The 12,240-nt window shown below is 42.8% G+C and carries 12 protein-coding genes; 6 read left to right on the forward strand and 6 right to left on the reverse strand.

All coding sequences use genetic code 11. The features are described from left to right. Positions 1 to 46: 46 nt before the first annotated feature. The gene (gene hemE, locus KQP93_RS16725) at positions 47 to 1,111 is read right to left on the reverse strand and encodes a uroporphyrinogen decarboxylase (protein ID WP_054562901.1); all 1,065 of its coding nucleotides are present in this window, start codon (positions 1,109 to 1,111) and stop codon (positions 47 to 49) included. Between the two features lie 612 nt (positions 1,112 to 1,723). Here hemE and rsd point away from each other — a divergent pair. Continuing rightward, entirely contained in the window at positions 1,724 to 2,194 is a 471-nt protein-coding gene (rsd, locus tag KQP93_RS16730; RefSeq protein WP_217875280.1) for a sigma D regulator, read from the forward strand. 146 nt (positions 2,195 to 2,340) lie between these two features. Then, positions 2,341 to 3,387, forward strand: a complete 1,047-nt coding sequence (locus KQP93_RS16735; RefSeq protein ID WP_217875281.1) for a S66 peptidase family protein — start codon at positions 2,341 to 2,343, stop codon at positions 3,385 to 3,387. Between the two features lie 53 nt (positions 3,388 to 3,440). Here the strand turns inward: KQP93_RS16735 and fkpA are convergent, their stop codons facing one another. Further along, positions 3,441 to 4,196: an FKBP-type peptidyl-prolyl cis-trans isomerase gene (gene fkpA / locus KQP93_RS16740; RefSeq protein ID WP_217875282.1), complete on the reverse strand. Its 756-nt coding sequence runs from the start codon at positions 4,194 to 4,196 to the stop codon at positions 3,441 to 3,443. 200 nt (positions 4,197 to 4,396) lie between these two features. Between fkpA and KQP93_RS16745 the strand changes: the two genes are divergently transcribed. Together KQP93_RS16745 and KQP93_RS16750 are read left to right on the forward strand one after the other, a co-directional pair. Next, complete coding sequence (locus KQP93_RS16745; protein WP_055198592.1) at positions 4,397 to 5,395, forward strand: WD40 repeat domain-containing protein; 999 nt, start codon at positions 4,397 to 4,399, stop codon at positions 5,393 to 5,395. Beyond that, on the forward strand, positions 5,382 to 5,594 hold the full coding sequence (locus KQP93_RS16750) for a SlyX family protein (RefSeq protein WP_054554490.1): 213 nt from the start codon (positions 5,382 to 5,384) through the stop codon (positions 5,592 to 5,594). Before KQP93_RS16745 ends, KQP93_RS16750 begins: the two co-directional genes overlap by 14 nt. Before the next feature lie 23 nt (positions 5,595 to 5,617). On the opposite strand, the gene KQP93_RS16755 is transcribed toward KQP93_RS16750, so the two are convergent. After that, complete coding sequence (locus KQP93_RS16755; RefSeq protein WP_054554491.1) at positions 5,618 to 5,821, reverse strand: YheV family putative zinc ribbon protein; 204 nt, start codon at positions 5,819 to 5,821, stop codon at positions 5,618 to 5,620. Positions 5,822 to 5,950: 129 nt separating this feature from the next. On the opposite strand from KQP93_RS16755, the gene KQP93_RS16760 reads away from it, so the two are divergent. Both KQP93_RS16760 and KQP93_RS16765 read left to right on the forward strand, forming a co-directional pair. Beyond that, on the forward strand, positions 5,951 to 7,870 hold the full coding sequence (locus tag KQP93_RS16760) for an ATP-binding cassette domain-containing protein (protein WP_217875283.1): 1,920 nt from the start codon (positions 5,951 to 5,953) through the stop codon (positions 7,868 to 7,870). After that, positions 7,857 to 8,276: a TIGR02444 family protein gene (locus KQP93_RS16765; protein WP_217875284.1), complete on the forward strand. Its 420-nt coding sequence runs from the start codon at positions 7,857 to 7,859 to the stop codon at positions 8,274 to 8,276. Before KQP93_RS16760 ends, KQP93_RS16765 begins: the two co-directional genes overlap by 14 nt. Before the next feature lie 510 nt (positions 8,277 to 8,786). Here the strand turns inward: KQP93_RS16765 and KQP93_RS16770 are convergent. The 3 genes from KQP93_RS16770 to KQP93_RS16780 form a co-directional block, all read right to left on the reverse strand. Beyond that, the gene (locus KQP93_RS16770) at positions 8,787 to 10,202 is read right to left on the reverse strand and encodes a mannose-1-phosphate guanylyltransferase/mannose-6-phosphate isomerase (protein ID WP_217875285.1); all 1,416 of its coding nucleotides are present in this window, start codon (positions 10,200 to 10,202) and stop codon (positions 8,787 to 8,789) included. A gap of 65 nt (positions 10,203 to 10,267) precedes the next feature. Next, positions 10,268 to 11,041 carry an amidohydrolase gene (locus KQP93_RS16775; RefSeq protein WP_217875286.1) on the reverse strand — a complete coding sequence of 258 codons (774 nt, stop codon included), beginning with the start codon at positions 11,039 to 11,041 and terminating at the stop codon, positions 10,268 to 10,270. Next, a complete protein-coding gene (locus KQP93_RS16780) occupies positions 11,029 to 12,171 on the reverse strand; it encodes a methionine aminotransferase (RefSeq protein ID WP_217875287.1) in 1,143 nt (380 codons plus the stop codon). Before KQP93_RS16780 ends, KQP93_RS16775 begins: the two co-directional genes overlap by 13 nt. Positions 12,172 to 12,240: the final 69 nt, after the last annotated feature.

A 12,240-nucleotide genomic window follows, 5' to 3' on the forward strand; every position in this document is an offset into this window, starting at 1 on the left:
AACAAAAAGCCCGCTTAATGCGGGCTTTTTTACGATTAGCTTTTGCTTATTTGTGGTATTTACCACTGAATTCATGAACAGCGTTGATAAATACACCTGCGTTTTCTGGGTCTACATCTGGTGTAATACCGTGACCTAGGTTGAATACATGGCCTGAGCCTGTACCAAAGTCTTCTAGGATAGTGGCAACTTCTTGGCGAATACGCTCAGGCGTGCCATGCAGCATTGCAGGGTCCATGTTGCCTTGCAGCGCTACTTTGTCGCCAACACGACGTTTTGCATCACCGATGTTAATAGTCCAGTCTAGGCCTACTGCATCACAGCCTGTTGCTGCAATTGCTTCAATCCACTGACCACCATTTTTAGTAAATAACGTCACTGGCACTTTACGGCCATCGTGTTCGCGAATTAAGCCATCAACAATCTTGTGCATGTACTGTAATGAAAACTCATTGTAGTCACGTGGGCTTAATACACCGCCCCATGAGTCAAATACCATTAACGATTGCGCGCCCGCTTTAACTTGCGCGTTTAAATAGTCAATTACTGAGTCCGCTAATTTATCAAGTAATAGGTGCAGTGTTTGTGGCTCCGCGAAGGCCATTTTCTTGATTTTACCAAATGTTTTGCTGCTACCACCTTCAACCATGTAAGTGGCAAGTGTCCAAGGTGAACCAGAGAAACCAATTAGCGGTACTTCACCTTTTAATTCGCGACGAATCGTACTTACCGCATTCATCACATAACCAAGCTCATCAGTTGGATCGATATTTGGGATTTTTTTAACATCTGCTAATGAAGAAATCGGACGTTCAAATTTCGGACCTTCACCTGTTTCGAAGTAAAGACCTAGGCCCATAGCATCAGGAATAGTTAAAATATCACTGAATAGAATTGCAGCATCAAGCGGATAACGACGTAATGGCTGTAACGTTACTTCACAAGCAAGTTCAGCGTTTTTACATAAACTCATAAAGTCGCCTGCTTGGGCACGTGTAGCACGGTATTCAGGTAAATAACGGCCAGCTTGGCGCATCATCCATACCGGTGTGACATCAACAGGTTGCTTTTGTAGTGCACGTAAATAACGATCGTTTTTTAATTCGCTCATGCGTATAGGATCCTAGAACTGAATGAAATTGAGCAGATTGTATCACCATATTGCGCGTCTCACTATGGATAGATAATCAAGGCTAGATATAGATCATGTTTTTTAAGCACCACTAAGCCTAATGTGCGTTTTTTGAGCAAAAACAAAATAATTTTAAAACTTTCTATTAATAAATTTGCAACATACAAAAAAGCTTGGTATAACTTATCCCGCGTTAACAAAAACAATAATAAAAATCTTATAACAATAAGAACAACAATCTTCCCATAATAATAAGAACGCTTGTTTTAACAAGTCTTAGAAAAAGAATTAAACCACCAATTTTGGTGGTTTTTTCTTTTCTAAATCAGCAAATTATAACTCCTCCGCTTAGATAAAAATCGCAAAATTAATACTAGTAGTTTTGAATCAATTCCCATACACTGCAATGAGAGCAAAAAAAGTCCACTCTAAAAACAAGGTCATTTTTTGGCCTATTCAATGCTGAAAAGTATGTCTTTAGAATGACTTTTACAATCTGTTGCAATTAGACACTAAGAATTTAGTTGATCTTTGTGTCATATTTCCTTTTTATATATACAAAGGAAAACCTACTCAGCGAGGAGATGAAATATGCTGACGCGTTTGGAAAAAGCTCAACAAAAATGGGGTGGTAGTCACTCTGTAATCGACAAATGGCTCACAGAACGTCAAGAGCTGCTTGTGTTGTTCTGCCGTATTGCAGGCTTTTCACCGTACGAAAAGAAAGATCACGCCCTTCCTGATCAGCTGCAAATTCAAAACTTTTGCCAAATTCTGATGGATTACCTTTCTGCTGGCCATTTCGAAATTTACGACGACATTGCCAAAGCGTGTGAAGAAAAAGGTCCTGAGAGCGAAAAGCTGGCTAATGCCTTATACCCACGCATTTCTGAAACCACAGATGTAGCGCTCGACTTTAACGACAAATACGCAGAAGTTGACAAAGATGACTTACTTGATGAGTTTGATAAAGACCTATCAATCTTAGGCGAAGCACTTGAACTGCGCTTTGAACTAGAAGATGAGTTAATCGATAACTTATATTCTAATCACACCAGCTAACAGCTTAGTTGCACAGCAGAGAAACACTCTCTGCTGAAAAGCACCTTTTTTGCCTGCCTCAAAAGAATCATCTATTCCATTCGTAACAAATATTTGAAATATTTTCTTCAATGCGATACTCATACTATAAAAACATGAGGCTCGCTATGAATAAACGGTCATTTTTAAAGTCACTTTCAATTCTTGCCGCTGGCGCAAGTTTAACATCAGCTCCCTTAATGGCGGCACAGAATAGCAGTAACCAAACATTAATTAAGCCAAAAGCTCTTCCTAAAGGCGGTACGATTGGTGTGTGTAGCCCTTCAGCTGCCACTGCTGCGCACGCTGATATCATATTAGCAAAGGGCGTTATAGAAGCACTGGGTTACAAGGCTAAACTTGCACCAAACATTTTAGCAAGACGTGGGCATTTAGCTGGCACTGATACAATGCGAGCCGGCGACTTAAATAGTTTATTCAGCGACAAAGAGGTTGATGCCATTTTGTGTTTACGTGGCGGTTCTGGTGCTGCGCGTATTTTACCTTTGCTCGACTACGGGATGATCCGTAACAACCCAAAACCTTTGATGGGCTATTCAGATATTACCGCTCTTCACAACGCGTTACTGTCTCAAGCTGGGTTAATCAGCTTTCATGGCCCAAATGCATCGAGTGACTGGAATCCGTTTCATGTTACGCAATTTAAGAACATGTTCGAAGCGCGTAAGCTAATGCATTTCCAAAACTTACCAAAAGCCGATGATGAGCTTGTTAACACTCAGTACCTGACCCAATCGATTACACCAGGTAAAGCCACTGGACGATTAATAGGAGGCAACTTAACAGTACTGACAGCCCTCGCAGGCTCAAATTATTTACCTGACTTTAATGGCGCAATTCTATTTTTAGAAGATATCGACGAAGCACCGTATCGAATTGACAGGATGATGAGCACACTAAAACTCATGGGCGCACTGGATAAGATTGCAGGCTTTGTATTTGGCGATTGTAATGACTGTAAGCCTGGCCGTGGTTATGGCTCTTTAACCCTTGACGATATTTTTACAGATTATATAAAACCGCTGGGAATTCCTGCTTATCGTGGGGCCATGATTGGCCATATTAAGCGCCAATTTATCCTGCCTGTTGGTACGGTGGTTGAGCTTGATGCAGATAGTGGCACATTAAAAATGAAAGAAGCGGCATTTAGTTAATAAACTTCACGCATAAAAAAGGGCTTTTCAGCCCTTTTTTATTGAGTTAAATATTACTCAGCTGGTACAGCTTTTTCATCGCTTTGGATTTCAAGTAATTCTACTTCGAAAACAAGCGTTGAATTTGCAGGGATCTTACCAAGATCACGCTCACCGTATGCAAGTTCAGATGGAATAGTGAACTTGTACTTAGAGCCAACTGGCATTAATTGTAAACCTTCAGTCCAACCTGGGATCACACGGTTAAGTGGGAAAGTGGTTGGTTCGTTACGTGAGTAAGAGCTATCGAACTCAGTACCGTCTAATAAAGTGCCTTTGTAGTGAACTTTAACAACGTCAGTTGCTACTGGCTTTTCGCCTTCACCTTCAGTAATCACTTCGTACTGTAGGCCAGATTCAGTTACTGTAACGCCTTCTTTCTTCGCGTTTTCAGCTAGGTATTTTTCGCCTTCAGCTTTGCTCTTTTCAGATTCTACTTTCGCTTTTTCTTGTTGTTTAGTGCGAATGCTTTGATCAAGCGCCGTTAACACTTCACGAATTTTTTCGTCATCAAGTTTAGCGTTACCCGCTAGTGCGTCTTCAAAACCACGCTTAAGAAGTGCTTCGTCTAATTCAACACCTAGCGCTTTTTTATCAGCAAGGTCTTGGTTTAAGAAATTACCAACAGATGCACCAATACCGTATGCTTGTTGTTGAGCTTCAGTCTCTAGTTTAACTTCAACTTGCTGTTCTTTTTTTGCTTCCTGATTACAAGCTGTAAGCGCTAAAACTGACGCTGCAATCAATGACAATTTAATCGTCTTTCTCATTTTATATCTCCGACACACTTTGCAGTTGTCAATTATTGTATTATTACTAGTTAAAGATTAACGACCTACATGGTAGGCTGCTTGTCTAATAACTAACGTCATGCTTATGCATGATCAGCGATTAGACTAACAACCTAGGCCTTCAACGAGACCTAGTCTAACCTCTCAATCACTAAGAGTTAAGGGGAAATACTCGTAATATGTCGATATTTCGTACTTTTTTGTATCTGCTCAGCCTTTGCTTAGTTGTAGCCTGCTCTGAGCAACATGAGCAATCAACTGCACGCTATGAGCATGCGGCTAAAGGTGCCTTCGCCTCCGCGCTGTCGCACGATGGTAAATACAGCTTAATCTCATCAATACACCATGGGGTCGCACTGTGGGATAATCAACAACAGGTGCTAAAATACCAATGGTTCCAACAACAAAATCAAGATAGCTTGGTTCATACTGTTGCTATCTCGTTCGACAATAGCCATGCAGTTACCGCTGAGAAGTCCACCTTTGCAGTGTGGGACATTGCCACGGGCAACAACACAGGTTATTACAAAATACACGCCTCAACAATTCGAGATATCGCGATAAGTAACCAAGGGCGCAGTGTGTTATATGGCCGCGCCGACGGTGTAGTCGTTTACCTCGACTTAGAGAGTGGCAGGCGCATAGAGTTCCTTGGCCACCAAGAAAAAGTCAATGTTGTTGACCTTTCACCTAACGGTCACTACGCCATTAGCGGCTCAAATGACTATGTTGCTTACTTTTGGGACACTCGTACAGGGCAAGTGATCCATCGCTTTAATCACCCAAGTCGCGTTACTCAAGTTGCCCTTGATCCACAAGGTCGTTACGCATTTACCGCAGACAGTATGAAGCAAGCAAATGTATGGCAACTGACTACAGGTGATCTTGTTAGCAAACTGGCGTATATTGCGCGTCAGAAAATTTTTACCGCCGTCCGTTTTAACGATGAAGGCACTTTAATTGCCACCGGATCACCCAATCGATTGGTTGATTTATGGCAGCTAGAGTCAGGTAAAAAATTACAAACGTGGCAAGTAATCCCTCGAGAAGGAAGCCGCCCAAAATCAGCCGTGGTGTTAGATGTTGCGTTTACTGATAACAACCAAGCGTTATTAACCGAAAGCTCCAGCGGATTCGCTGAAAGTTTTAATCTAAGAGAATCAAATGAATACAATTGAAGATCGTCTAATGGAACTTGAAGCGAAAGTCGCTTTTCAAGATGAAACAATTGAAATATTAAATGATGAGCTTAAAGCGCACCAACAGCAGCTGGCTAAAATGAAACGCCAGACAGAGTTACTTGCAGAAAAGATTAAAGAAGCGCAGCAGCCATCTTTAATGTCACAAATGCAAGAGCCGCCACCGCCGCACTATTAATTAAGTAGTGATAGAGCCGGGAATTAATCGCCCGGCTTAAATACACCAATCACTTGCTCAAATTGGCGTGTTGAGGCTTGCACAGCCTGCTCTGGTTGCGTCATTTTGTGACCACACTGTACGCACTCCACTTTTTCCACATCATGTTCTTTATAAAGCATCATGGTATCCATGGCCTTACACTCAGGGCATGATGCGCCAGCAATAAAGCGTTTTCTTTGTCTCATAGATGATCTCCCGTGGCATGTAGGCGGCTATTTTAGCCTAATAATTCTCTGTTTGATACGATTGCGAAGGCTAATGTGATCCGTGTTATGATAGCGGCAATTTAATCAGTGCTGTGCAAGTAAACATTCATGATCCAAATTTCAGACATCGAACTTCTACGTGGCGGTAACGCCTTACTAAAAGGGGCTTCTGCAACCTTATTCCCAGAGCATAAAGTCGGCCTTGTTGGCGCTAATGGCTGTGGTAAATCAACGCTGTTCGCGCTATTAAAGTCTGAATTGCAACTCGATGCCGGTGAATGCCAAATTCCTAAAGATTGGTCAATTGCCTCTGTAAAGCAAGAAACTCCCGCGCTCGAAATCAGCGCTCTGGATTATGTATTACAAGGTCACCCTGAATATTACGCGCTAAGAATTGCGCTACGCGAAGCTGAGCAAAATAACGACGGCGATGCGCAGGCAAAAGCACATATTGGCCTAGAACATATTCAAGGCTATAGCATTGAGGCAAAAGCAGGAGAGCTATTACACGGTTTAGGTTTTAGTAATGAGCAAATAGACAACCCAGTGAGTGCCTTTTCTGGTGGCTGGCGTATGCGCTTAAACTTAGCACAAGCACTTATTCGTGATGCCGATTTATTACTGCTGGATGAGCCAACCAACCACTTAGATCTCGATGCGGTTTACTGGTTAGAACGCTTTTTACGTGCCTACACAGGCACTCTTGTGCTTATTTCCCATGACCGAGAGTTCTTAGATGCCGTTGTTGACCAAATTTGGCACATAGACGCACAAAAAATAAATGTTTATAAAGGCAATTACTCGCAATTCGAACGCCAAAAAGCAGAGCGCTTATTACAACAACAAGCGATGTTCGAAAAGCAACAAGAGCAAATTGCTCATCTAGAAAAATTCATTACACGCTTCAAAGCAAAAGCCAGTAAGGCTAAGCAAGCACAAAGCCGCGTAAAAGCCCTAGAGCGGATGGAAAAGTTAGCCCCAGCCCATGTTGACTCACCCTTTGATTTTGAATTTGCTGAGCCAACAGCGCTGCCAAACCCATTAATGACTCTCGACCAAGCCAAAGCTGGCTATGGCGACACCACCATTTTACACAGCATCAAGCTAAACCTTGTGCCGGGTAGCCGTATTGCGCTGCTTGGCCGAAATGGTGCGGGTAAATCAACACTGATTAAATTATTAGCTGGCGATTTACAGCCTCAAGCAGGTGAAGTATTTCAGCATCAGGGCTTAAATATTGGTTACTTTGCGCAGCATCAACTTGAGTCACTCGATTTAAAAGCCAGTGCAGTGACCCATTTACAACGTTTAAATCCGCAAGCTCCTGAGCAATCACTTCGTGACTTTTTAGGTGGCTTTGCGTTCTTTGGCGATAAAGCTCTTGAGCCAGTTGCGCCATTTTCTGGCGGTGAAAAAGCCCGTTTAGTACTAGCAATGCTGGTGTACCAAAAGCCAAACCTACTGTTACTGGATGAGCCGACTAACCACCTCGATTTAGAAATGCGCCATGCTTTAGTTATGGCGCTGCAAGGCTTTGAAGGCGCTATGGTGACCGTATCGCACGACCGTCATATGCTTAAAAATACCGCTGATGAGTATTACCTCGTTGATAACGGCGAAGTAACACAATTTGGTTATGACCTTGATGCCTATTACCAATGGCTACTCAATGCCAATAAAGAAGCCGCTAAAAGCCCTGAAGACAATGCCCCTAAAACCCATTCAAGCGTTAACCGCAAAGAGCAAAAGCGCTTAGAAGCTGAGTTCAGAAAGTCAGTGCAGCCGTTGAAAAAACAAATCGAAAAGCTTGAAAAGCAACTTGATAAGTATTCAACAGAGCTTGGAGAAATCGAAAGCGCTCTTGCTGACAATGACTTATACAGTGATGAAAATAAAGCCAAACTGACAGAGCTACTCGCTAAGCAAGCAAGCTTAACCCCGAAGCTTAATGACGATGAAGAAGAGCTGCTCATGGCACTTGAAGAGCTTGAAGAAAAAGAGCAGGCCTTTGCCGATGAAACCGCTTAACAGCGAACAGTTTTGGCAGTTTGCATGCAAGCTTTACAGCAAAGACGGCATGCAAACCAAGCTACTAGGCTATCAAAACCAGCAAAGAAAAAATGTTAACCTTTGCCTGCTGCTTTATTATCTTGATTCTTTAGAGCTGGCTGTAACACCCTCTCAACTGAGTGAGCTTGAGTCGTGCATTGCCGAATTTGACCAACAAGCTTTACAGCCCCTACGAGCCACACGCGCCTACCTGAAAACTATTCAAACCGAGATCCCAGGCTACCCTACCATTCGCAAAGAGCTACTTAGCGCAGAGCTAAAACTCGAAAAACAACAGCAACAACTACTGATAAACACAGCGAATACGATGGCATTCACTCAGCGTGAGAATGTGGAGAATATAGAAATTTATATTAGTGGTTAGTGGTTAGTAAGGGTAAAGTTTAAACGTTGTAAGCCAAGCCTACTGCTCTGATCAACTGAAGTCTGACGGCTGAAAGCTGATAGCTCCGCTTACGTTAGGTTTCGCTCCGCGAAAACCAACCTACTCAAAGAATGAACAGAGTGAATGCTGAGTAAGACACTGTACTCAACAACTCCACCGCTCAACTGACGTCTGACGGCTGAAAACTGATAGCTCCGCTTACGTTGGGTTTCGCTCCGCTCAAACCAACCTACTCAAAGAATGAACAGAGTGAATGCTGAGTAAGACACTGCACTCAACAACTCCACCGCTCAACTGACGTCTGAAAGCTGAAAACTGATAGCTCCGCTTACGTTGGGTTTCGCTTCGCTCAAACCAACCTACTCAAAGAATGAACAGAGTGAATGCTGAGTAAGACACTGCACTCAACAACTCCACCGCTCAACTGACGTCTGACGGCTGATAGCTGATAGCTCCGCCTACGTTGGGTTTCGCTCCGCTCAAACCAACCTACTCCCTTCCATACCTATCATCAAATCGCTCGATGTCTGTTTCATCAAGTATCGCTCCGGTTTGTACTTCGATAACGATCAGTGGCGTGTTTTGTTGATTAGCAAGGCTGTGCAATTGCTTAGCTGCAATATAACAAGATTGATCAGCTGTTAATTCAAATTCGTCATCGCCAACTCGCACGCTTGCCACTCCAGATACGACAACCCAATGCTCTGCACGGTACTGATGGCGTTGAGTTGAGAGCTTTGCGCCGCTGTTTACGATGATTTTCTTTACTTTAAAGCCTGTACTTTCAATTAAAGTTCGATAGTTGCCCCAAGGTCTGAATACGGCTTGATGGTGGGTTAGTTTATCGTTATCGACAACAGCAAGCTGTTTAAGTAAATCTGGGAGCTTATCGAGCGCACTTTTGTCTGCCACTAAGGTGGCATCGTGAGTATGTATAATTGCTTGATTACTCACGCCGAGCGCTGCAATAGTATGGTCGGCTTCGCTGATAAGTAGATTATTTTCGCTATCTAAACTCACCCCTTGTGAGGCTAAATAATTGCCATGCTGGTCTTTTTCTGCGATTTTCGATAACGCAGAAAAGCTGCCAACATCACTCCAATTTAAATCAACAGGAATAACAGCAACGTTAGCGCTACGCTCCAAAATAGCATAATCAATAGAATCACTTGGGCATGCTGTAAGCTCAGTCGCAACGGGTCTTTGAAAACCGAAATCTGCAGTGAAGCTTGCCGCTTTTGCGACACTGTCAGCAATCTTTGGCGCAAAACGATTAAGCTCGCTTAAATACACATCTGGCAAAAATAAAAACATGCCGCTATTCCAGCCATACTCACCACTGGCAAAGTATTTTTCGGCTAATTGCAGGGCTGGTTTTTCTTTGAATTCAGCCACCTTAAAACACCCTTCATGAGCTAACTGCTCGCCTTGGCGAATATAACCATAACCGGTATGTGGCTCAGTGGGAGTAATGGCAAAGGTTACTAATTGTTGTTGCTGACAAAGCGCTATCGCATTATCTAAGCAGGCAATAAGCTTATCAAAATCAATGATATGGTGATCAGCAGGCATGACTAGTAAGGGATCGGTTAGACCATTTTGCAATGCAAATTCAGCGGCCAAGGCAATCGCTGGTGCAGTATTTTTACCTTCAGGTTCAAGCAATAAAGTATAGCTATCTGTGATTTCTGCAATTTGCGCTTTAGCAATAAAACGATGCTCTTCATTACACACTAAAATTGGCGCATTAAATCGTGGGTCAGCTACTCGTAAAAGCGTGCTCTGTAACAGTGACTTTTCGCTAAGCAAAGATAAAAACTGCTTAGGCATCGCTTTACGCGACAAAGGCCATAAACGAGAACCTATGCCACCAGCAAGAATAACGGGGGTGATTTTGCGACTCATGATTGCTTATAGTAAATAATCCAACCATGAGTTTAACAAATTTTTGAGTATGCGGCTTCGAGCAATTACAGTAACTGAAATTGATCAGCATCTAAGTGAGCAGGAAACGCTCTTCGAAAGTCATCAAGCGGTGATTTTTCTAAGCGCTGAATAATGATACCCGATTGGTCATCTTCAAGCTTAGCCAAGGTGTCGCCTTTAAAGTCATAAACGGCAGTACCACCACTGTGGGCAACATTATTACCATCAGCACCAATGCGATTCACACCCACGACATAACACAGGTTTTCCATCGCGCGTGCTTTTAGAAGAGTATCCCATACATGGCGACGAGCTGCTGGCCAATTAGCTACGTTGATCATCACATCGTAGTCGTTGCAATTACGCTGAAATACAGGAAAGCGTAAGTCGTAACACACTTGCGGCAAAATGCGAAAATCATTGATAGCGAATATCTCGCGCTGCTCACCTGCTGCGACGAAATTGCCTTCGTTACCTAAACAGAATAAATGGCGTTTGTCGTAATACTTCACTTCACCATTTGGCCAAACCCAATAAAAGCGATTAGCCTTTTTGTCGCCTTTTGCAACTAAAACAGAGCCTGCAACCACAGCATTTTTTTGCTTAGCTGTGGCTTTTAACCAGCTAAGTACCTCGCCTTGTTCTGGTTCGCTGCAATCTAGATTAATCGCAAAACCCGTGGCAAATGTTTCTGGCAAGACAATTAAATCAACCTGCTCGTTAAAACTGTTAAGCTGCTCTGTAAAGTGCGCAAGGTTAGCGCTTTTTTCAAGCCAATGCAGTGATGACTGCACTAAAGCTAAGGTTAAAGTTGGCATAAAATCTCCGCGGCACGTTTTAATGTGTCATCATTTTTTGCAAAGCATAAACGAATCACCTTATCGCTGCTTGTACTGTTATAAAACACACTGAGTGGTACAGCTGCAACACCCGCTTGCTCAACCAGCCATTGGCAAAACTCAACATCATCAAGATCAGACACATCACTGTAATCGACTAATAAAAAGTAGGTACCTTCACTTGGTAATATTTTAAAGCGGCTTTGCGCTAATGCTTCGCTGAGCAAGTCGCGTTTTTGTTGATAAAAACAACTCAATTCATCAACATGTTCTGGCTCTAACTCGAGCATATCGGCTAGTGCATGCTGGGCAGGCGTAAAGCTTGAAAAAGTCACATATTGGTGAATTTTACGAAACTCCCCCATTAATTGGGCAGGTGCAACACAATAACCAATCTTCCAGCCGGTGCTATGAAAAGTTTTGCCAAAGCTTGAGATCACAAAACTGCGTGCAAATAACTCAGGGTCGGTCAGCGCACTAAAATGCAAAGCGCCATCAAAGGTAATGTGCTCATACACTTCATCACTAATTACATATAAATCATGCTTAGTAACAAGCGCTTTAAGGGCATTAATATCTTCTGTTTTAAATATTTTACCGCTTGGGTTATGTGGCGTGTTGATAATGATGACACGTGTTTTGTCTGTAATAACATCAGCTACTGCTTGCCAATCGATTTTGTAGTCTGGCGCATGTAAGGCAACGTGAACTGAGCGACCGCCAGCAAGCTCAATTGCCGGTTGATACGAGTCATACGCTGGGTCAAATACCGCAACTTCATCACCCTCTTTAACAAGCGCTTGAATTGCTACGAATAATGCCTCTGTAGCCCCTGAGGTGACGGTAACTTGTTGCTCGTAATTTATGTTGTTATGGTATTTTCTAGCTATCAAAGCCGCTATTTGCTGTTGTAGCTTTGCAACCCCACTTGAAGGCGCATATTGGTTTGCTCCCTCAAGTACATAATGATTGAGCTGTTTTTTTAGTAATTCTGGTGCATCAAATTCAGGAAAACCCTGAGATAAATTAAGCGCTTGGTGCTTATTGGCTAGAGCGGTCATTTGACTAAAAATACTGGTGCCTAAATTCGGCAATTTACTTTCAAACACAGAGGTTCCTTAAAGATGGTTTTGCGCCCGAAGCGATGCTATCATTGCTTAAAACAGATGTATAGCCGT

It is taken from the genome of Pseudoalteromonas shioyasakiensis, from assembly GCF_019134595.1.
GTDB classification, from domain to species: Bacteria; Pseudomonadota; Gammaproteobacteria; order Enterobacterales; family Alteromonadaceae; genus Pseudoalteromonas; species Pseudoalteromonas shioyasakiensis_A.